This window comes from Pseudomonas sp. NPDC089569 (genome assembly GCF_050280625.1).
Taxonomy (GTDB): domain Bacteria; phylum Pseudomonadota; class Gammaproteobacteria; order Pseudomonadales; family Pseudomonadaceae; genus Aquipseudomonas.
In genome coordinates this window covers 1-20,169 of sequence record NZ_JBNNVQ010000106.1, presented here as the reverse complement: position 1 = coordinate 20,169, position 20,169 = coordinate 1, and the positions used below count along the sequence as shown (strand labels likewise).

The 20,169-nt window shown below is 60.3% G+C and carries 19 protein-coding genes and 1 pseudogene; 6 read left to right on the top strand and 14 right to left on the bottom strand.

Going from position 1 to position 20,169, the window contains the following annotated elements:
• Window positions 1-96 precede the first annotated feature (96 nt).
• The 5 genes and pseudogenes from ACQKP2_RS27050 to ACQKP2_RS27030 form a co-directional block, all read left to right on the top strand.
• A pseudogene (locus ACQKP2_RS27050) lies at window positions 97-1,272 on the top strand (RNA polymerase factor sigma-54); the annotation flags it as partial.
• A gap of 74 nt (window positions 1,273-1,346) precedes the next feature.
• Window positions 1,347-1,655, top strand: coding sequence for a ribosome hibernation-promoting factor, HPF/YfiA family (gene hpf / locus ACQKP2_RS27045; RefSeq protein ID WP_273919786.1), 309 nt, complete (start codon window positions 1,347-1,349; stop codon window positions 1,653-1,655).
• Window positions 1,656-1,667: 12 nt separating this feature from the next.
• Window positions 1,668-2,132, top strand: coding sequence for a PTS IIA-like nitrogen regulatory protein PtsN (gene ptsN / locus ACQKP2_RS27040; RefSeq protein ID WP_427581012.1), 465 nt, complete (start codon window positions 1,668-1,670; stop codon window positions 2,130-2,132).
• A 2-nt stretch (window positions 2,133-2,134) separates the two neighbouring features.
• Window positions 2,135-2,992 (top strand): RNase adapter RapZ, encoded by an 858-nt coding sequence (rapZ, locus tag ACQKP2_RS27035; RefSeq protein ID WP_427581010.1) that lies wholly within the window; start codon window positions 2,135-2,137, stop codon window positions 2,990-2,992.
• A gap of 15 nt (window positions 2,993-3,007) precedes the next feature.
• Window positions 3,008-3,280, top strand: coding sequence for an HPr family phosphocarrier protein (locus ACQKP2_RS27030; RefSeq protein WP_427581008.1), 273 nt, complete (start codon window positions 3,008-3,010; stop codon window positions 3,278-3,280).
• Window positions 3,281-3,287: 7 nt separating this feature from the next.
• On the opposite strand, the gene ACQKP2_RS27025 is transcribed toward ACQKP2_RS27030, so the two are convergent.
• The 6 genes from ACQKP2_RS27025 to pmbA form a co-directional block, all read right to left on the bottom strand.
• Window positions 3,288-4,181, bottom strand: a complete 894-nt coding sequence (locus ACQKP2_RS27025; RefSeq protein ID WP_427581006.1) for a ZIP family metal transporter — start codon at window positions 4,179-4,181, stop codon at window positions 3,288-3,290.
• A 30-nt stretch (window positions 4,182-4,211) separates the two neighbouring features.
• Window positions 4,212-4,823, bottom strand: coding sequence for a superoxide dismutase (locus tag ACQKP2_RS27020; RefSeq protein WP_427581004.1), 612 nt, complete (start codon window positions 4,821-4,823; stop codon window positions 4,212-4,214).
• 1 nt (window position 4,824) lies between these two features.
• Entirely contained in the window at window positions 4,825-5,265 is a 441-nt protein-coding gene (locus ACQKP2_RS27015) for a hypothetical protein (RefSeq protein WP_427581002.1), read from the bottom strand.
• A 27-nt stretch (window positions 5,266-5,292) separates the two neighbouring features.
• Window positions 5,293-6,669, bottom strand: coding sequence for a class II fumarate hydratase (locus ACQKP2_RS27010; protein WP_427581000.1), 1,377 nt, complete (start codon window positions 6,667-6,669; stop codon window positions 5,293-5,295).
• A complete protein-coding gene (locus ACQKP2_RS27005; protein WP_427580998.1) occupies window positions 6,662-7,057 on the bottom strand; it encodes a FagA protein in 396 nt (131 codons plus the stop codon). The genes ACQKP2_RS27010 and ACQKP2_RS27005 overlap by 8 nt, the downstream gene beginning before the upstream one ends.
• 227 nt (window positions 7,058-7,284) lie before the next feature.
• Window positions 7,285-8,631: a metalloprotease PmbA gene (gene pmbA, locus ACQKP2_RS27000; protein WP_427580996.1), complete on the bottom strand. Its 1,347-nt coding sequence runs from the start codon at window positions 8,629-8,631 to the stop codon at window positions 7,285-7,287.
• Window positions 8,632-8,739: 108 nt separating this feature from the next.
• Here pmbA and yjgA point away from each other — a divergent pair, with 108 nt between their 5' ends.
• A complete protein-coding gene (gene yjgA, locus ACQKP2_RS26995; protein ID WP_427580994.1) occupies window positions 8,740-9,264 on the top strand; it encodes a ribosome biogenesis factor YjgA in 525 nt (174 codons plus the stop codon).
• Between the two features lie 59 nt (window positions 9,265-9,323).
• On the opposite strand, the gene tldD is transcribed toward yjgA, so the two are convergent.
• The 8 genes from tldD to ACQKP2_RS26955 all read right to left on the bottom strand — a co-directional run.
• Entirely contained in the window at window positions 9,324-10,766 is a 1,443-nt protein-coding gene (gene tldD / locus ACQKP2_RS26990; protein ID WP_427580992.1) for a metalloprotease TldD, read from the bottom strand.
• A gap of 18 nt (window positions 10,767-10,784) precedes the next feature.
• Complete coding sequence (locus tag ACQKP2_RS26985) at window positions 10,785-11,633, bottom strand: carbon-nitrogen hydrolase family protein (protein ID WP_427580990.1); 849 nt, start codon at window positions 11,631-11,633, stop codon at window positions 10,785-10,787.
• A 160-nt stretch (window positions 11,634-11,793) separates the two neighbouring features.
• Complete coding sequence (locus ACQKP2_RS26980) at window positions 11,794-15,597, bottom strand: YhdP family protein (protein ID WP_427580988.1); 3,804 nt, start codon at window positions 15,595-15,597, stop codon at window positions 11,794-11,796.
• 75 nt (window positions 15,598-15,672) lie between these two features.
• Entirely contained in the window at window positions 15,673-17,130 is a 1,458-nt protein-coding gene (rng, locus tag ACQKP2_RS26975) for a ribonuclease G (protein WP_427580987.1), read from the bottom strand.
• A gap of 58 nt (window positions 17,131-17,188) precedes the next feature.
• On the bottom strand, window positions 17,189-17,785 hold the full coding sequence (locus tag ACQKP2_RS26970; protein ID WP_427580985.1) for a Maf family protein: 597 nt from the start codon (window positions 17,783-17,785) through the stop codon (window positions 17,189-17,191).
• 91 nt (window positions 17,786-17,876) lie between these two features.
• Window positions 17,877-18,368 (bottom strand): rod shape-determining protein MreD, encoded by a 492-nt coding sequence (gene mreD, locus ACQKP2_RS26965; RefSeq protein ID WP_427580983.1) that lies wholly within the window; start codon window positions 18,366-18,368, stop codon window positions 17,877-17,879.
• Window positions 18,368-19,552, bottom strand: coding sequence for a rod shape-determining protein MreC (mreC, locus tag ACQKP2_RS26960; RefSeq protein ID WP_427581014.1), 1,185 nt, complete (start codon window positions 19,550-19,552; stop codon window positions 18,368-18,370). The genes mreD and mreC overlap by 1 nt, the downstream gene beginning before the upstream one ends.
• 143 nt (window positions 19,553-19,695) lie before the next feature.
• On the bottom strand, window positions 19,696-20,169 hold a 474-nt coding region (locus ACQKP2_RS26955; protein ID WP_427580981.1), incomplete at its 5' end, for a rod shape-determining protein.

The window sequence follows — 20,169 nt, the reverse complement described above, 5'->3', positions numbered from 1 at the left end:
TGAGAAAATATCTAAACAACCGCAATTGCCGTTAGCGGACGTCACGAACGGCGACCGTTGGACGTCAGCGGTCGCTTGCCGATAGCCGCTTTTGGAGCCTGGGAAGACGTTTACCAGACCAGCGCCAGCAGTCTGCCTAGCAACGATGACGACGAGTGGGACTTCACCACCCGCACATCGGCCGGTGAAAGCCTGCAAAGCCACCTGCTGTGGCAATTGAACCTGGCACCAATGTCCGATACCGATCGCCTGATCGCCGTCACCCTGATCGACTGCATCAACAATCAGGGCTACCTGGACGAAACCCTCGAGGAGATTCTCGACGCCTTCGATCCGGAACTGGACATCGAGCTGGACGAAATCGAAGCTGTCCTGCACCGCATCCAGCAATTCGAACCTGCCGGTATCGGCGCCCGCAACCTGGGTGAGTGCCTGCTGCTGCAATTGCGCCAGTTGCCTGTCAAAACGCCTTGGCTGACAGAAGCCAAGCGTATGGTCACCGACTTCATCGATCTGCTCGGCAGCCGCGACTACAGCCAGTTGATGCGCCGCATGAAGCTCAAGGAAGATGAGCTGCGCCAGGTCATCGAGCTGGTGCAAAGCCTGAACCCGCGCCCAGGCTCGCAAATCGAGTCCACCGAAGCCGAGTATGTCGTTCCTGACGTGATCGTGCGCAAGGACAACGAGCGCTGGCTGGTGGAGCTCAACCAGGAGTCCGTGCCACGGCTGCGAGTCAATGCCCAGTACGCCGGATTCGTGCGCCGCGCCGATACCAGCGCCGACAACACCTTCATGCGTAATCAGTTGCAGGAAGCCCGCTGGTTCATCAAGAGCCTGCAAAGCCGCAACGAAACCCTGATGAAGGTCGCCACTCAGATCGTCGAGCATCAGCGCGGCTTCCTGGAGTATGGCGATGAAGCGATGAAGCCGCTGGTCCTGCATGACATCGCTGAAGCGGTCGGCATGCACGAGTCGACGATCTCACGCGTCACCACCCAGAAATTCATGCATACCCCTCGGGGAATCTATGAACTGAAATACTTTTTCTCCAGCCACGTCAGCACCTCCGAAGGAGGTGAATGCTCGTCCACGGCAATCCGCGCAATCATCAAAAAACTGGTTGCTGCGGAAAATCAGAAAAAGCCGTTGAGTGACAGCAAGATCGCTGGTTTACTGGAGGCACAAGGCATTCAGGTGGCTCGCCGCACCGTCGCCAAGTACCGCGAATCCCTCGGAATCGCGCCTTCGAGCGAACGCAAGCGGTTGATGTAGAGCCACGCCACAGCGTTCCAGTGGTAGATCATCTGATCTGCCGCTTTATGCACTGGCAACGAAGGAGAAGCTGTATGCAAGTCAACATCAGTGGACACCAACTGGAAGTGACCGAACCTCTTCGCACCTACATCGGCGAAAAACTCGAACGACTGGAGCGACATTTCGACAAGATCACCAACGTGCAGGTCACGATGACGGTCGAAAAGCTGAAGCAGAAAATCGAAGCCACGTTGCATATTCCCGGCAATGAAGTGGTCGCCAACGCGGAACATTCCGATATGTACGCGGCGATCGACGCACTGACCGACAAGCTGGACAAACAACTCAAAAAGCATAAGGAAAAGACCCAGAGCCTTCTTCAGGGCGCTACGGGTCGTTGACACTCCCAATCCATGATCCGACTTGAAAGTATCCTGACCCCCGGCCGTTCCCTGGTGAACGTGCCGGGAGGCAGCAAAAAGAAAGCCCTCGAACAAATTGCCAACCTGATCGCCCGGGAAGTGCCGGATCTGGAGATGCAAGATGTCTTCGAGGCGTTGATTGCCCGTGAAAAACTCGGCTCTACCGGGTTTGGCAACGGCATCGCCATTCCACATTGCCGCCTCAAAGGGTGCATCTCGCCCATCAGTGCCCTGATGCACCTGGATGCCCCCATCGATTTCGACGCCATCGACGGCGCCCCGGTCGACCTGTTGTTCGTGCTACTGGTCCCGGAAGCGGCTACCGATGCGCACCTGGAGTTGTTGCGCCAGATCGCCAGCATGCTCGACCGCAAGGAAGTGCGTGAAAGGCTGCGCAGCGCCCCGAGTAATCAAGCCTTGTATCAGGTTGTCCTGGACGAGCAAAACGGTCAGTAACCATGCGTTTGATCATCGTCAGCGGCCGCTCCGGCTCAGGTAAAAGTACCGCCCTCGATGTTCTTGAGGACAATGGCTACTACTGCATCGACAACCTGCCTGCAGGCTTGTTGCCGGAACTGGCCGAGCGCGCGCTGGTTCAGACCGAGATGGTGCAACCCCTGGTTGCCGTCTCCATCGACGCCCGCAATCTGCCGAGCCATCTTTCGCGGTTTCCGGAACTGTTGGAGGAGGCCCGCAGCCGGCATATACAGTGTGATGTCCTGTACCTGGATGCCGACGATGAAACCCTGCTCAAGCGATTTTCGGAAACCCGCCGACGCCATCCGCTGAGCAGCGCCAGTCGTTCGCTGGCCGAGGCGATCAAGGATGAATCCAGCCTGCTCGGCCCCATTGCCGACCTGGCGGACCTCAAGGTCAATACCACCAACCTGAACCTGTACCAGCTACGCGACACCATCAAGTTGCGCTTGCTCAATCAGCCTGAGCCCGGTACCGCATTCCTGGTGGAGTCCTTTGGTTTCAAGCGTGGCATGCCGGTGGACGCCGACCTGGTGTTTGACGTGCGTTGCCTGCCCAACCCCTACTGGAAGCCGGAGTTGCGCGAGCAATCCGGGCTGGATCAACCGGTTGCCGATTATCTGGCGGCACAACCGGATGTCGAAGAGATGTTTGAAGACATCTCCAGTTATCTGCTCAAATGGCTCCCCCGCTTCGCCGCGAGCAACCGCGCCTATGTCACCATTGCCATCGGTTGTACCGGCGGGCATCACCGCTCCGTCTACCTGACCGAACGGCTGGGCAAGACACTGCAGAAAACCCTGAAGAACGTCCAGGTTCGCCACCGCGACCTCAGCTAAAGGATTCACACCGCGATGCCTGCTCTGGAAATCGAAATCATCAACAAGCTGGGCCTGCATGCCCGGGCGTCCGCAAAATTCGTCGGCGTTGCCGGCCAGTTTCCATGCCAGATCCGGGCCGGTCGTACGCCAGGATCGATGGTCGACGGTAAAAGCATCATGGCCATGATGATGCTCGCCGCAGGCAAGGGCACCACCATCCATTTGAGTACCGAAGGCGAGCAGGAACAGGAAGCGATGGATGCGCTGGTGGCGTTGATCAACAACTTCTTCGACGAAGGCGAATGACGCTCGCCTAGGCGAGCGCCGTGTCCATCACCATCATCAAGCAAAACCCGACCAGCAATCCAAGGCTGGCCAGCTTGTCATGACCGTGCTTGCGCGATTCGGGAATGACTTCATGGGTGACGACCAGCAACATGGCACCGGCAGCCAACGCCAACCCCAAAGGCAACATCAGTTCGGCCAGGCTCACCAGCCAGGCACATGACAAGGCGAACACCGGCTCGACCAGACCTGAAGCCGCGCCGATCAGGAACGCCTTGAACCGCGACATCCCTGCCCCTGCCAGAACCAAAGCGATAACCAATCCCTCCGGCACATCCTGCAAGGCAATGCCCATCGCCAGACTGTCGGCTTCCGGCATACCGCCACCCGCCGATACGCCGACGGCCATGCCCTCGGGAATGTTATGGGCAATGATCGCAAATACAAACAGCCAGATCCGTGGTGGTATCACCGGATGTTCGACGGTGCCGACGAGTATTTCCGGGGAGACACCGGACACTTTGCGATCCACCAGAAACAGTCCGAATGCGCCAAGCAGGATGCCGAAACTGATCACGCCGCTGGCCGCCCATGGGCTCATGCCCAGGCTTTGCGCCGCTGCGATACCCGGCACGATCAGCGAAAATGCGGTGGCCGCCAGCATCACGCCGGCCCCGAAACCCAGCAAGCAATCGTTGAGCGCCTGTGGCATGCGCCGAATAACCAGCACCGGCACCGCCCCAAGAGCCGTACCCAGGGCGCAGATGGCACCGCCCTGTAATGCCCGTGACAGCTTCGGTTCCAGATTCAACCATTGCAGCCCGTGCGCCACCAGCAAACTCATGCCTGCCAGCAATAGCAACGATCCGAACGCGTAACGAAACATTCGCCCGCTTCCGATCGCCAGTGTGTCAGTGCCCATAGTCAGCCCTGGATTGTTTATCTGAAGGACTCAAGCCAGCGCAGCCTGATAGCGCGCGGCGACTTCAGGCCAATTGATCACGTTGTAGAACGCACCGATGTATTCCGGGCGGCGGTTCTGATACTGCAGGTAATACGCATGTTCCCAGACATCGAGACCGAGAATCGGCGTGTTGCCGTTCATCAAGGGGCTGTCCTGGTTACCGCTGCTTTCCACCACCAGGCGTTTTTGCGGTGTCACGCTCAACCATGCCCAGCCACTGCCGAAGCGAGTCAGCGCGGCCTTGGTGAAGGCATCCTTGAAACTGTCGAAACCACCCAACTGCTCGTCGATCGCCTCTGCCAGTGAACCTTCGGGCCGGCCGCCACCCCGGGGCGCCATGACTTCCCAGAACAGCGAATGGTTGGCATGGCCGCCCCCTTGATTGATCACCGCGGCACGCAGTTTCTCTGGCAGCTGCTGCACCGCCGCCACCAGTCTTTCCACCGGCCATTGGGCAAACTCCGTCCCCTCGAGGGCGGCGTTCAGGTTGTTGATATAGGTCTGGTGGTGTTTGGTGTAGTGAATTTCCATGGTCTGCGCATCGATGTGCGGCTCAAGTGCATCGTAGGCATACGGCAAGGCAGGCAAGGTAAAAGCCATTTCAATGAACTCCATGTTGATAAGGCGCGGGACGTTGCGATGGCGAGGCAGCATCGATGCACAACAAACGATGGGTGCGCGGGTATTCGCCGTGTTCGCTGATGAAATTGAGCAGCTCGACATAGGTTTTGCTGCTCTGGCGTAGCGCTGCTTCACGCAGGGCCGGTGACAGTCGCGGGTCCTGCATGGCCTGCAACAACCGTTGGTGAATCGCACACAGATACTCGGCGCTCTCCTCCGGCTGGTTCAGACGCAAATGCAGGTCCGCCAGGTTGTGGTGGGAAATCACGCAAGCCGCCACCGCTTCGTCGGCATTCGCCCAGCGCTCGAACAACACCTGGGCGAGGGCCAATGCCTGCAAGTAAGCCTCGCGGGCATCGACCAGTTCGCCCAACATGAAACAGCGATTGGCTCTTTCGATCGTGCGTTTCCAGTGTTCCATGGTGAGCCTCCAAAGCGGTGAGGGTATTTACACGCCGCCCGCGGTGAGTTTTTCCGGGTTGAGCAACTCTTCCAATTGGCTGCGCGACAGGTCGGTGTGCTCCAGCGCCACATCAATCACCGGCCGGCCTTGTGCGTATGCTTTCTTGGCGATTTCGGCGGCTTTCTGGTAACCGATGATCGGGTTGAGCGCAGTCACCAGGATCGGGTTGCGGGACAGCGCCTCCTTGAGTCGCAGGTCGTTGACCTTGAAGCTGGCGATGGCTTTTTCACCCAGCAAACGACTGGCGTTAGCCAGTAGCTCGATGCTGCTCAGCAGATTCTGGGCGACAATCGGCAGCATGACGTTGAGCTCGAAGTTGCCCGACTGGCCGGCAATGGTGATGACGGTGTCATTGCCGATGACCTGAGCGGCGACCATGGCGGTGGCTTCCGGAATCACCGGATTGACCTTGCCTGGCATGATCGAAGAGCCCGGCTGCAAAGCTTCGAGCTCGATTTCGCCCAGCCCGGCCAACGGCCCGGAGTTCATCCAGCGCAGATCGTTGGCAATCTTCATCAGGGACACGGCCGTGGCCTTGAGCTGGCCGGAGACAGCCACGGCGGTGTCCTGGGAGCCAATCAGCGCGAAGAGGTCCACGCCCGGTGTGAATTCAAGCCGAGTCAATTGGCTCAATTGCCGACTGAACCGTGCGGCGAACTCCGGATGCGCATTGACCCCGGTGCCTACCGCCGTGCCGCCCTGCGCCAGCGATTGCAGGCTCGGCAACAAGCCCTGCAGGTGGCCGATATTGGCCTTGAGCTGTTGCGCCCAGCCATTGAGTACCTGGCTCATGCGCACCGGCATGGCATCCATCAAATGCGTACGCCCGGTTTTGACATGGTGATGAACCTGTCCGGCCTTGCGTTCGATCACCTGCACCAGGCCGGTCAAGGCCGGCAACAACTGCTCGTGCAGCGCCAGCGCCGCACTGACATGAATCGTGGTCGGAATGATGTCGTTGCTGCTTTGCCCGCAATTGACGTGATCGTTGGGGTTCACTGGCTCACCGAGCAGTCGGCTGGCCAGCGTGGCGATCACCTCGTTGGCATTCATGTTGGAGCTGGTGCCGGAGCCGGTCTGGAAGATATCCACCGGGAAATGCTGCATGAAGTCGCCTTCAAGCAAGCCTTGCGCCGCATCGACGATGGCCTTGCCCCGGGACGCGCTGATCTGTCCGAGTTCGATATTGGCACCGGCCGCCGCTGCCTTGGCCAGAATCAGCGCGCGGACAAACTGCACCGGCATCGGCTTGCCGCTGATGGGAAAGTTGTCCACCGCACGCTGGGTTTGCGCACCATACAGGGCGTCTGCCGGCACGTTCAATTCGCCCATGCTGTCGCGTTCGATACGGGTATTACTCATCGGAAATTCCTTGCATCAGTTCCAGGAGAGAAATCGAGGGCTGCAACTGACAGGTCGCCAGTTGCCAGCTATAGCGCTGCCAGCGTTTAAGGCGGCACTTGCACAAAGCCAGGCGCTCCAGATCGCGCAGCGGACGCCAGGCCTGGTCCAGGCAGTACGTGCGCCAATGCCAGGGCAACGCAATATCGGCGGCGGTGTCGAGCAGCAATCGGAAGGAGGTTTCGGCGACCGTCCAGGGCGAGGTCGCCGTGCAACAGGCCAGATAGCGGCCTTCGGCCAGGTAGTGCTCAATCAGACGAGGTTCATCGGCGTTCATCGCGCAACGTATCTGGCGACTCATCCAGCGCCAGCTTTCGAGGTAAGGCTGCTCGTGCAAGGCAGTACTCATGATCCGGGCTCATTCGGTAATGAGATTTATTATTAATTGATAATGAGAACCAAAACAACCCCACACAGATCAGAAGAATCAATGTGGGAGCGAGCCTGCTCGCGATTGGGATGGATCATTCAAAACATGAGTCGACTGACTAACCGTTATCGCGAGCAGGCTCGCTCCCACAATTTGTGCAAAAAAAAGCCACCCGATGGGTGGCTTTTTTTGCATCGTGAAAGGGGTCAGCTTCCCGCTACGGTCATTCGCTCGATCAGCACGGAACCGGTGCGGATGTTACTGCGCATTTCCAGGTCGTTACCCACCGCCAGGATCTGCTTGAACATGTCGCGCATGTTGCCTGCGATGGTCACTTCCTGAACCGCGAACTGGATTTCGCCGTTTTCCACCCAGTAACCCGCCGCACCACGGGAGTAGTCGCCTGTCACCATGTTCAGGCCCTGCCCCATCAATTCGGTGACCAGCAGACCGCGGTCCATGCGCCGCAGCAGGGCCGCCTGGTCTTCGTCGCCGTGGGTAACAAACAGGTTATGCACACCGCCGGCGTTCGCGGTGCTCGGCATGCCGAGTTTGCGACCCGAGTAAGTGCCGAGGATGTAGGAGACCAACTCGCCTTTTTCGACAAACGGCTTGGCGTAAGTCGCCAGTCCGTCGCCGTCGAACGCCGCGCTGCCCAATGCCCGCATCAAATGCGGACGCTCGTCGATCGTCAGCCACTCCGGAAACAGCTTCTGTCCCAGGGTGCCTTCAAGGAACGACGACTTACGGTACAGGCTGCCGCCCGAAATGGCCGACAGGAAACTGCTGAACAAACCACCGGCCAACTCCGCGGAAAACAGCACCGGCACTTCGCAGGTCGGTACGGGGCGCGCGCCCAGGCGGCTTGCCGCCCGCTGCGCAGCACGCTGGCCAATGGTCAGCGGGTCGGCCAGCAAGTTGCCCTGACGGTTCACGTCGTACCAGTAATCACGCTGCATCTGGCCATCGGCCTCGGCGATCATCACGCAACTGAGGCTGTGTCGAGTCGATGCATAGCCGCCGATAAATCCGTGGCTGTTACCGTAAACACGGCAACCCTGGTGAGTGCTCAGAGTGGTGCCGTCGGCATTCTTGATCCGACTGTCGGCGGCAAACGCCGCGGCTTCACAGGCCAGCGCCTGCTCGATGGCCTGCTCCGGGGTAATGTCCCAGGGATGGAACAGATCGAAATCCTGAACATCCCGGGCCATCAGCGCGGCATCCGCCAGGCCGGACGCTTCGTCTTCCGAGGTGTGCTTGGCGATGGCCAATGCGGCGGCGACCGTTTCACGGATAGCGTCGGGACCGCTGGCCGAGGTGCTGGCCGAGCCCTTGCGCTCGCCAACATACAGCGTGATGCCAAAGCCCTGGTCGCGGTTGAACTCGACCGTTTCGACTTCGCGCTGACGCACCGAGGTCGACAGGCCCTGCTCAAGGGAAACCGCCACTTCACAGGCACTGGCCCCCTGACGCTTGGCCTCAGCGATGATCTGCTCGACTTGTTCCTGCAGTGCCGGCAACGCTTTTGGGCCGACGCTTTCAACTGCACTCATGCTGTTCTCCACTCAAATTCTGCTTTCGGTAACGGCCATCGAGCGACCGGGCCGGACAAGCGGCCCCCGACTGGTTATCATGGCGGCGTTTTCTTGCGGACGGCCACCATGGTTGATTCTTACGACGACTCCCTCGATACGGGAGAAAAAAGCAAATCCCAGGTCAAACGCGAGCTGCATGCTCTGGTTGACCTTGGCGAGCGCCTTACAACACTCAAGCCTGACTTGCTGGCCAAACTGCCCTTGACCGACGCCTTGCGCCGGGCCCTGGCCGAGGCGCCCAAGCACGTTGCGCACATCGCGCGTAAACGGCACCTTCAATTCATCGGCAAGCTGATGCGCGATCAGGACACTGACGCCATTCTGGTTTTGCTCGATCAACTCGATGCCTCCACTCGCCAGTACAACGAACGCTTCCATAACCTGGAGCGCTGGCGCGATCGCCTGATTGCCGGCGACGATGCAGTCCTGGAAAAATTCGTCGTCGACTACCCGGATACCGATCGCCAGCAACTGCGCTCCATGATCCGTCAGGCCCAGCACGAGGTCGCGCACAACAAGCCTCCTGCTTCGAGCCGTAAAATCTTCAAGTACATCCGTGAGCTGGACGAGACTCAACGCGGCCTGCGCTGAATCTCTGGACGGGTGAGCCGGCAAGCGGCTCACCCGAAGCCACACGCTTCAAAAGCCGGTTACGCGCCCGTGCCACCCACGGTAATTGCGTCGATTTTCAGCGTTGGCTGGCCGACACCCACCGGTACCGACTGCCCATCCTTGCCGCACGTCCCCACGCCGCTGTCCAGCGCCAGATCGTTGCCAACCATCGACACCTTGCTCATGGCTTCCGGACCGTTGCCGATCAGGGTTGCGCCCTTGACCGGTGCAGTGATTTTGCCGTCTTCGATCAGATAGGCCTCGCTGGTGGAGAACACGAACTTGCCGCTGGTGATATCCACCTGGCCGCCGCCGAGGTTGGCGCAGTAGATGCCTTTTTTCACCGATGCGATGATCTCCGCCGGGTCACTTTCACCGGCCAGCATATAAGTGTTGGTCATGCGCGGCATCGGCAGGTGCGCATAGGACTCACGACGACCGTTGCCGGTGCGGGCCACACCCATCAGCCGCGCGTTGAGCTTGTCCTGCATGTATCCCTTGAGGACGCCGTTTTCGATCAGCGTGGTGCACTCGGTCGGGGTGCCTTCATCGTCCACACTCAGGGAGCCGCGACGGCCGGACAGGGTCCCGTCATCGACGATGGTGCAGAGTTTGGAGGCAACCATTTCGCCCATGCGTCCGCTATAGGCCGAGCTGCCCTTGCGGTTGAAATCTCCCTCCAGGCCGTGACCGACGGCTTCGTGCAGCAATACGCCCGACCATCCCGAGCCGAGTACCACAGGCAGGGTTCCGGCCGGCGCAGGAATGGCTTCCAGATTGACCAGCGCCTGACGCAGCGCTTCACGGGCATACCCCATGGCGCGGTCCTCGGCGAGGAAATAGCGGTAATCCGTCCGTCCGCCACCGCCATGGCCGCCACGCTCACGACGTCCATTTTGCTCGACGATCACGCTGACGTTGAAACGCACCAGCGGCCGCACATCCGCCGCCAGCCCGCCATCGGTGGACGCCACCAGTATCCGCTCCCAGACGCCGGCCATGCTCACGGTGACTTGCTGGATACGCGGATCAAGCGCCCGGGTGGCGGCATCGACGCGCTTGAGCAAGTCGACCTTCTCGGCACGGCTGAGCACTTCCAGCGGATTGTCCGGAGCATACAGCTGCGCCACATCCTGAGTGCTGAACGCTTGCACCGTGCCATTCTGACCGGCGCGGGAAATCGAACGGGCGGCACGGGCAGCAGCCCCCAGGGCCTCGAGAGTGATTGCGTTGCTGTAGGCAAAACCGGTTTTCTCGCCCGATTGCGCCCGCACGCCCACCCCTTGGTCGAGGTTGAAGCTGCCTTCCTTGACGATGCCGTCTTCCAGCGCCCAGGACTCGGAAATCTGCCCCTGGAAATACAGGTCGGCGGCATCGATACCTGGACCGGCCAGATCGCCAAGCACACCTTGCAGGCTTTCAATCGTCACGCCACCGGGCGCCAGGAGGTGTTCACTGACTGAGGACAACAACTCGCTCATATGCTTTACGCCTTAAATTCATCGTTCTGATGCAGGTCGCTGAGCGCCCTGCGAGAAAAAGCGCCGGTGACTGGACACCGGCATCCGCGCCCTGATGGACGCCTGTTCGCTGCTGTCGCGCTCGGCCAACAGCACCGCCTCACCTTGATCCTGTTGTGCCAGCACCCGTCCCCATGGGTCGATGATGGCCGCATGCCCCCAGGTTTCCCGCGGCCCCGGATGCGTTCCCCCTTGGGCCGCCGCGAGCACATAACATTGGGTTTCGATGGCTCGCGCGCGAATCAGCACGTCCCAGTGCGCGGCGCCGGTCACGGCGGTAAAGGCCGACGGCGCGGTAATCAGTTGAGCGCCGGCAGCACGCAATTCGCTGTACAGCTCCGGGAAGCGAAGGTCATAACAGACCGTCAACCCGACTCGCCCCACCGGAGTATCTGCAACCACGACCCCACTGCCATAAGCATAGTCATCGGACTCACGATATCGGCCACGATTGTCTGCGACATCCACGTCGAACAGGTGCAGCTTGTCATAACGCGCCACCGTTTCGCCCCGGTCGTCGACAAGCAGCGAGCAGGCATGGGACTTGGCACCGGGTTGATCAACCGGCGGCAGCGGCAACGTACCGGCGACTATCCATAGACCGAGGTCGCGTGCGGTCTGTTTCAGCCACGGCAGAATCGGACCTTCGCCCAACGCTTCGGCGCGGCCGATGTCGGCGATATCGCGCCGGCCCATCGCGGCGAAGTTTTCCGGCAGTACGGCAAGTTTCGCCCCATCGGCCGCCGCCTGTTCGAGCAGACGGCGTGCCTGGGACAGATTGGCCAGCACATCGCTCTGGCTCACCATTTGAATCACCGCGAAAGACATGGCCTGTTCCTTGATACGGGACCTGTAGGAGCGAGCATGCTCGCGATGGACGTCAACGATAACTTGGGGCACCTGATACCCTGCGGAGTAGCGACCACCATCGCGAGCATGCTCGCTCCTACAGCGGTCATGCTACTCCATAGGTCCGGGGAATGGCTTTTCAAAAAGGCTTGTCGAAGGTGATTTTCGGCTCTTTCCATGGCCCCTTGACGGTGTATTTGACACTGGCAAACCGCGCGACACGGTCACCGATCAACTTGTCGATCAGGAACAACGCGCCCCCGACGGCAGGTGCGCCAACAATCAACGCGGCGATCGGCAAATTGTTGGTCACCGGCAACGTCACCAGCAGTTTCGCATCGATCTGATCGGCCACCATATTCAGGGTGCCATCCAGTTCGATGGTACTCGACGGCCCGGTCAAGCGGATTGGCTCACGGGTGACGTACACACCGTTGGTCGCCACCAGCAGGCCCTTGACCCTGTCATAGCTCAGTCCCTTGCCGAACAAATCGGAGAAATCCAGGCGCAGCCGCCGACCAATGGAGTTGAAGTTGAGCAGGCCGAATACGCGTAATGCCTGTGCACTGCCTTCAACCTCCACGAACTGGCCTTCATTGAGCTGTGCATCGAGGGTGCCGGAGAAGCGCTTGGTGCCCGCCCACGCCGGAGATCCTGGCCAGCGTCCGTCGACATCCATGCGAAACTCCTTGCTGGTTACGCTCGGCGCATAGCCCCAGGCCTTGAGTACATCCGCAAGGTTCTTGCCGCTGATCCGGCCCTTCAGCCAACTGTTGCTGGCGCCTGGCGTCCCCTCCCAGCCGGCGCTGCCCTGCAGCAGCATGCCCTTGAGGCCCATGACCAGCGAATTGAGCGCAATGCCCTTACCCGTAGGGCGAGCCTTCAGGGACCATGCCCCCACCAGGTCATTGCCCTGGAACAACTGATTGATGGTGATATCGATTGCCGGGATTTTGCTCGGATCTACGGAGGCCAGCGGGTCCGGCGAGTTTTCGTCGGCCAGAACCTTGGGATCCGGCGCCGGTATGCGCACGTATTGCAGGTTGATCGCGATCGGCGCTGCCTTGGCATCGGGAATGCTGGCGCTTCCCTTGGCCTGCTGGCTATCGAGCTGCAATTCCCAGGTCGCCGGTTTACGCGTCAACTGCACCGACGCCTGATCCAGCGTCGTGCCCAGGGCACTGAGCTTGCCGACCTTGATGTCCGCGCCGCTGAGCAATTGTTTGGCGCTGCCGCCCGGATCCTGCCCCGCATATTTGCTCACCAGCGTCTGCCAGGGATCGACATCGAGCTCCGATAGCACGCCGCGTACCCGCAGGCCCTTGCTGCCCGGCAGCATGGCCTGGCCATTGCCGAGGAACAACTCGCCACGGCCCTCGGCCAGATTGCCGATTGGCGCTGCAAACGTGAAGTTCGCCAGTTCGCCGTAGTTGACCCAGTATCGCCGTTCCGTCCCCTGCAGGGTCATACGGAATGTCGTATCACGTCCGGCGTCCGCAGTCATGCCGAACGGCGCCGGCAAATCGACCGCCACACCCTTGAGATTGGAATTGACCATCAATTGGCTGTCGGCACCATTGAGGGTCAGTTGCAACTGATAGGGGATCACGCCACTGGCCGGCAACGGTTGGGTCACGCCCAGCCAGTCGGCAAGTTTCTTGACTTCGACCTGCCCCGAAGCCGCCACACGGGTATTGAGTTTGCCGGCGCGACCATCGGCGAAAATCTGTGCGCTGACCGGTTTGTCGAAGGCCCTAGCAGTAATGTTCTGTCCGCTCAGGCCCTTGTCGCTGTCAAAGCGGAAATCACCTTTGAGTTGGGTCAGCTCCAGCGGTGGCTCAGGCAATTTCAGGCGAGATTTTGCAGTCTTGAAATCCACCAGGATATTCGGCTGCTCGCCCTTGACCAGTGGGATGTCCAGTTTCAACTTGCCTTGCAGATCGCCCTCGCCCTCCCAACCGGCAAAGGTTTCGGCAGTGCCGATCGGTGCCTGCTGAAGTATTTTCAGCCCATCGCCCAAGCCCCCGGCAAAACTGCCATCGAGAAGGAGGTGCGTGCTCTGTCCTTCCGGGGCATGAGGAATATTGACGTAGATGTCACTGACCTGGGTGTCGAGCATTTGCCCCTTGCTGGCCAGAATCCGCACGCCGCTGTCTTCGACGAACACGTCACCGGAAACCTTGCTGACATGCGGCCAGCCCGGCTGGAACGCCAATTCGGCATCGTGGACCTTGAAAAACAGACTGATGCTGCGCGCCGTATCGGCCGCTCCGTGGTTCAGCGAGCCTTGATACTGGAAAAAGCCCTGATCCACCGCGCCCTTGAGAATCGCGGTGCGCAGCCATTCATCCAGTGCCGGGCTCAGGACTGCCGGCAGGTACTTGGCGGTGTACCGGCCATCACCGTCCACCAGACCGACCCGCAGGTCCATGTAATCTTCCTGATCGTGGTCGAAATGCAGGCGAATCAGGAAATCGCCGGCGATCTTGCCCTCCTCGCCCAATACCTTCAGGTAGGGAGCAATCAGGGTGAAACCTTCTTTGTCGAGTTTCCAGGTCAGGCGGGCGTTGGCCTGAAGATACTGCCAGGGCTTGGCGAAGATCGGGTCCAGATGCAGCATGAAATCCTTGCTGTCCATGCGCAACTCGCCATGCCCCAGGTCGCCGCTGATGCTGCCTGTGACATTTCGTGCCGCCGGAGCCCCATGATAGGCGTCGAAGCCGATTTGTTCGAGGTTGGCGGCAAAGCTGAAACGGCTGTCGTCGGTCGCATGGGGTCGCACATCAACCAGCACATTGCGCAATCCGCCTGTGACCTTGAGTCGTTCGACTACCGTGGCAAAGCCCTCGGGCAAAGGCGCCAGAGCATTGAGCAACGGAGTGAGCGGGGTCAGATCGAGGCGGTCGGCCTGCAGCTGCCAGAGTTCTTCGGTCTTGTCGGTGGCCGCGGTTTGCCTGGCCTGCAAACGCGACTCCCAACGCGTCTCGCCCAGGCTCATGGCCAGCGAATCCACCGTTACCAGCATGCCTTCCGCGCTGCGCTGGAAGTAGCCGGCAAAGGCCAGATTATTGATCGTGACCGGCTTGCGCTCTGCGTAGGCCCCCTTGATTTGCGGTGCATGCAAACGCAAAGCGGCGCTCTGCAGGGTGCCCTTGCCCCAGACTGCCCACAACTCACCGCCGGCCTTGATCCGGGCGAGATTCCACTGCCGGGTCAGACGCTCGGGCAGCCATTTCGCCCAGTCGCTTTGCGGAAGGCTCAAATAAAACTGCGCCTCGGCGTCCCGCCATTCGCTGGCACGAATGCGCGTTCGCAGGCTCATTGCCACGGGCTGTCCGTCAGGCAAGGTCAACCGTGCATCAAGCCGTTGACGGCTGGCACCGACTTTCAGGTTCAAACCGACGTAAGTCAGTGTCAGAGGCGACTCGCCAAACGGTTGCAAGGTGACCTGGCTGTCGAGCACAGACAGCTGCTCGATCAATTGCATGCGATTGAGCAACTGCTCCGGGTCCAGAGGCTGGTCATCCCTCACCGGCAAGCCTTCCAGCGTCCACTGACCGCCCTCACCCTCCTTGAGGCTGACCTTCAGGCCATTGAGCTCCAGATGGGCAATGCGAATCTGCTGCGCCATCAGGCTGCCCCAAAGGTCGGGCACAGCCCTCACCTGATCGAGGTGCAGCGCGTTGGCGCCTTCACCGACGGTGACGTCATGTGCAGACAGAATGGGGGAAAAATTGCTCCAGTTGCCTTTCAACTCACCTATTTGCAACGGCATTCCCAGGGCCTCGCCAGCCCTGGTTTGCACTTCGACACGGTACTCGGCCACCAGCGGTGTCAGCTCACGCCCCAGACTGACGTACAACGCCATCAGCACCAAAACCAACGCGCACAGGCCCAGACCCCAACGAGTCAGCTTGACCAGAATGCGTGTCAGACGCTCCATGTCAGTTGGCTCCCATGGCAAATGATTTGCAGAAAGCTGAGGCCAGCCGCTGTAGCAAAGTTAAAACGCAGCGATTCAGAGCAGCACCACGTCGTACTGTTCCTGGGAATACATGGTTTCCACCTGGAACCGAATCGTGCGCCCGATAAAACCTTCAAGCTCGGCTACGTTGCCTGATTCCTCGTCAAGCAAGCGGTCGACAACCTTCTGGTTCGCCAGTACACGATAGCCTTCCGCCTGATAGGCGCGAGCCTCCCGCAGGATTTCGCGGAAAATTTCGTAGCAGATCGTCTCCGGAGTCTTCAACTTGCCGCGGCCCTGACAACTGGTGCACGGTTCGCACAACACTTGTTCGAGACTTTCGCGGGTGCGCTTGCGCGTCATCTGCACCAGCCCCAGCTCGGTGATGCCGATGATGTTGGTCTTGGCATGATCGCGCTCAAGTTGCTTCTCCAGCGTGCGCAGCACCTGGCGCTGATGCTCTTCATCTTCCATGTCGATGAAGTCAATGATGATGATCCCGCCCAGATTGCGCAGGCGCAGCTGGCGAGCGATGGCGGTCGCGGCTTCCAGATTGGTCTTGAAGATGGTTTCTTCGAGATTGCGATGACCGACGAACGCCCCGGTGTTGACGTCGATGGTGCTCATGGCCTCCGCCGGATCGACCACCAGGTAACCGCCGGACTTCAATGGAACCTTGCGCTCGAGCGCTTTCTGGATTTCGTCTTCGACCCCGTACAGGTCGAAGATCGGCCGTTCGCCAGGGTAATGTTCCAGACGATCGGCAATCTCCGGCATCAGTTCAGCGACGAACTGCGTGGTTTTCTGGAAAGTTTCCCGCGAGTCGATGCGGATCTTCTCGATCTTCGGGCTCACCAGGTCACGCAGCGTACGCAGCGCCAGCCCCAGGTCTTCATAAATCACGCTGGGTGCGCTGATGGTTTTGATCTGCGCACTGATCTGGTCCCAGAGCCTGCGCAGGTAGCGAATGTCCATGAGGATTTCATCGGCGCCTGCGCCTTCGGCCGCGGTTCGCAGAATGAAGCCTCCGGCCTCCTTGATACCTTCCTTGGCGACGCAATCGCTGACCACCTGCTTGAGGCGTTCGCGTTCGGCTTCGTCTTCGATCTTCAGCGAAATACCGACATGTGCGGTGCGAGGCATGTACACCAGATAGCGCGACGGGATCGACAACTGAGTGGTCAACCGCGCGCCCTTGGAGCCAATCGGGTCCTTGGTGACTTGCACCACCAGGCTCTGGCCTTCGTGCACCAGCGCGCTGATGCTCTCCACCGCAGGGCCTTCGCGCAGAGAGATTTCCGATGCATGAATGAACGCGGCACGATCCAGGCCGATGTCGACGAATGCAGCCTGCATGCCCGGCAAAACCCGCACGACCTTGCCTTTGTAGATGTTGCCGACGATCCCGCGCTTTTGTGTGCGCTCGACATGGACCTCTTGCAGAACACCGTTTTCGACCACCGCCACGCGTGATTCCATCGGCGTGATGTTGATCAGGATCTCTTCACTCATGGCAGGGTCTCGTTCAAGCATGTTCACGATAATGGCCGCATCTTGGTCCGTACGACGCTTAACGCGCGTTATGGGTTTGCCAACAGGGTATGCCGAATTGGCCGAGCAGTTGCGCTGTTTCGCACAGAGGCAATCCGACCACCGCCGAATAACTTCCATCGAGCCCGGCGACGAATACCGCGCCCAACCCTTGAATGCCATAACCACCGGCCTTGTCCCGTGGCTCGCCACTGGCCCAATAGGCTGCAGCTTCGTCGCTGCCGATGGCGCGAAAACGCACCACACTGCGCACCACCCGCGACTCGCAACGCTCGCCCTCGAGCAACGCGATGGCTGTCAGGACTTGATGTTCATGTCCGGACAACATCTTCAGCATGGCGCACGCATCGGCTTCATCAACCGGTTTGCCGAGAATTTTGCCGTCGAGCACAACGGCGGTGTCGGCGCCCAGCACACAGAAAGGGGCATCGGACACCACTGCGTCACGGCCAGCCGCAGCCTTGCCACGCGCCAGACGCTCGACATAGGCCGACGGGGATTCATGATTCAAAGGGGATTCATCGATGTCCGCGCTGATGGCGGTGAACGGCACGCCAATCTGCGTGAGCAGTTCACGCCGGCGCGGCGAACCAGAGGCAAGGTACAGCCGTTTCATCAAGACATCTCCCTGTCCGGTGCCCTGTCTCACGAATACTGTTCCTCTTTGGCGAGACAAGGCGAAAGGTGCGGGCAAATGCCGAACCGAATTAGTTGATTTTGTAGCGTCGACGCAACCCGCGCAAACCATAGCTGATCCACGGCCAGAGCAAGGCACTGACCAAGGCGGGCAGGACCAGCGCCAGTGTCGGCTGACGGTTGCCGGTCAGGGCGCTGAGCCACAACTGGACCAGTTGCGCGAGGCCGAAAATCACCAGGATCACCAGGCTCTGCTGCCACATCGGGAACATCCGCAGGCGTTGTTGCAGCGCCAGTACCAGATAGGTAATGAGGGTCAGGATCAATGCGTTCTGCCCAAGCAACGTGCCGTACAGCACATCCTCGGCCATGCCCAGGCACCATGCGGTGACCATTCCGACTTTTTGCGGCAGGGTCAACGCCCAGAACGCCAGCAGCAAGCCCAGCCACAACGGGCGAAGGATTTCCATGAATTGCGGCAGCGGCGAAACGCTGAGCAGCATGCCGATGGCGAACGTCACCCAGACAATCCAGCCGTTTCGGGAGGCTTTTACACCCGCCATTATTCTCGTCCTCCAGTGGAAGCCGGCTCGGAGACAGGCGGTTTGGCAGCAGGCTTCACGGCAGCTGGCTTCACGGCGGCGGGCTGAGCCGCCGGTGGCTTGGTGGTTGCCGACGCCGAAGCGGGTGGCTTGGCATTGGCAGGATGCGTGGCAGCCGGTTTAGCCGCAGTGGTGGCTGCCGGCTTGGCCGGGGTGGCGGTGGCCGGCGCAGCCGCCGGAGTTGCAGGCGCAGTTGCAGGCGCGGCAACGGCAGCGGGAACGAGAGCAGGTTTTGGCACGGTCGCCGGAATGATCGGCCCACCACCCTGCGCATCCAGGGACTCCTGAGCCTGGGCAGCGTCGTTGGCACGCTCTTCAGCGGTACGGCCATCACTGAACACCAGCAGCAGGTAGCGGCTACGGTTGAGTGCCGCTGTCGGCACCGCACGGACGATGGCGAACGGCTGGCCGGAATCGTGAATCACTTCCTTGACGGTGGCCACCGGATAACCTGCGGGGAAACGCTGACCGAGCCCGGAGCTGACCAACAGGTCACCTTCCTTGATGTCGGCGGTATCCGCCACGTGGCGCAGCTCAAGGCGCTCGGGGTTGCCAGTACCGCTGGCAATCGCCCGCAGTCCGTTGCGATTGACCTGCACCGGGATGCTGTGGGTTGAGTCGGTCAGCAACAGGACGCGAGAGGTGTAGGGCATCAACTCGACCACCTGGCCCATCAGCCCGCGAGCATCGAGCACCGGCTGACCGAGGACCACACCGTCGCGCTCACCCTTGTTGATGATGATGCGATGGGTGAAGGGATTGGGGTCCATACCGATCAACTCGGCCACTTCGACCTTTTCATTGACCAGTGCCGAAGAGTTGAGCAACTCGCGCAACCGAACGTTCTGCTCGGTCAGGGAGGCGAGCTTTTGCATGCGCCCCTGCAACAGCAGGTTTTCACTCTTGAGTTTTTCGTTTTCGGCGACGAGCTCGGTCCGGCTGCCAAACTGGCTGGCCACACCCTGCCACAGACGCTGCGGCAGGTCGGTGATCCAGTACGACTGCATCAGCACCAGCGACATCTGGCTACGCACTGGCTTGAGCAGTGTGAAGCGGGCATCGACCACCATCAGCGCGACCGACAGCACGACCAGCACCAACACGCGCACGCCCAGTGAGGGACCCTTGGTGAAAAGCGGTTTAATAAGCCGCTCCTCCCAGGCAAATGTTCTCTTTATTCATACGCCATCAAACCGGCCTGGATGCAGACTGACAGAAGATAAACGCGAACAGGCAGCACTGCAAAGTGCCGCCTGCGCGCTCAACAACGTGGAGGCGATCCGGCGACTTACTCGCTGGAAAGCAGGTCCATGGTGTGTTTATCCATCATTTCCAATGCACGGCCACCGCCGCGAGCAACGCAGGTCAGCGGATCTTCGGCAACGATGACCGGCAGGCCGGTTTCCTGGGCCAGCAACTTGTCGAGATCACGCAGCAAGGCACCGCCACCGGTCAGCACCAGACCACGCTCGGCGATGTCGGAAGCCAGCTCCGGAGGCGATTGCTCCAGAGCACTCTTGACGGCCTGAACGATGGTCGCCAGGGACTCTTGCAGCGCTTCGAGCACTTCGTTGGAGTTCAGGGTGAATGCGCGTGGAACACCTTCGGCCAGGTTACGGCCACGGACATCGACTTCACGGACTTCGCCGCCCGGGTAAGCCGTGCCCCCCAATTCGGCCGCCAGACAGGCGATCAGCATGCGTGCGCTGACGCCACAGGCGCGCAGGGTTCGCAACAGGCCTCGACGCTGCTCCAGCGCCAG

What these genes read in the sequence shown, in the direction of transcription:
- hpf (WP_273919786.1), top strand. Translation starts at nt 1,347, where the DNA reads ATGCAAGTCAACATCAGTGGACACCAACTGGAAGTGACCGAACCTCTT.
- ptsN (WP_427581012.1), top strand. Translation starts at nt 1,668, where the DNA reads ATGATCCGACTTGAAAGTATCCTGACCCCCGGCCGTTCCCTGGTGAAC.
- rapZ (WP_427581010.1), top strand. Translation starts at nt 2,135, where the DNA reads ATGCGTTTGATCATCGTCAGCGGCCGCTCCGGCTCAGGTAAAAGTACC.
- ACQKP2_RS27030 (WP_427581008.1), top strand. Translation starts at nt 3,008, where the DNA reads ATGCCTGCTCTGGAAATCGAAATCATCAACAAGCTGGGCCTGCATGCC.
- ACQKP2_RS27025 (WP_427581006.1), bottom strand. Translation starts at nt 4,181, where the DNA reads ATGGGCACTGACACACTGGCGATCGGAAGCGGGCGAATGTTTCGTTAC.
- ACQKP2_RS27020 (WP_427581004.1), bottom strand. Translation starts at nt 4,823, where the DNA reads ATGGCTTTTACCTTGCCTGCCTTGCCGTATGCCTACGATGCACTTGAG.
- ACQKP2_RS27015 (WP_427581002.1), bottom strand. Translation starts at nt 5,265, where the DNA reads ATGGAACACTGGAAACGCACGATCGAAAGAGCCAATCGCTGTTTCATG.
- ACQKP2_RS27010 (WP_427581000.1), bottom strand. Translation starts at nt 6,669, where the DNA reads ATGAGTAATACCCGTATCGAACGCGACAGCATGGGCGAATTGAACGTG.
- ACQKP2_RS27005 (WP_427580998.1), bottom strand. Translation starts at nt 7,057, where the DNA reads ATGAGTACTGCCTTGCACGAGCAGCCTTACCTCGAAAGCTGGCGCTGG.
- pmbA (WP_427580996.1), bottom strand. Translation starts at nt 8,631, where the DNA reads ATGAGTGCAGTTGAAAGCGTCGGCCCAAAAGCGTTGCCGGCACTGCAG.
- yjgA (WP_427580994.1), top strand. Translation starts at nt 8,740, where the DNA reads ATGGTTGATTCTTACGACGACTCCCTCGATACGGGAGAAAAAAGCAAA.
- tldD (WP_427580992.1), bottom strand. Translation starts at nt 10,766, where the DNA reads ATGAGCGAGTTGTTGTCCTCAGTCAGTGAACACCTCCTGGCGCCCGGT.
- ACQKP2_RS26985 (WP_427580990.1), bottom strand. Translation starts at nt 11,633, where the DNA reads ATGTCTTTCGCGGTGATTCAAATGGTGAGCCAGAGCGATGTGCTGGCC.
- ACQKP2_RS26980 (WP_427580988.1), bottom strand. Translation starts at nt 15,597, where the DNA reads ATGGAGCGTCTGACACGCATTCTGGTCAAGCTGACTCGTTGGGGTCTG.
- rng (WP_427580987.1), bottom strand. Translation starts at nt 17,130, where the DNA reads ATGAGTGAAGAGATCCTGATCAACATCACGCCGATGGAATCACGCGTG.
- ACQKP2_RS26970 (WP_427580985.1), bottom strand. Translation starts at nt 17,785, where the DNA reads ATGAAACGGCTGTACCTTGCCTCTGGTTCGCCGCGCCGGCGTGAACTG.
- mreD (WP_427580983.1), bottom strand. Translation starts at nt 18,368, where the DNA reads ATGGCGGGTGTAAAAGCCTCCCGAAACGGCTGGATTGTCTGGGTGACG.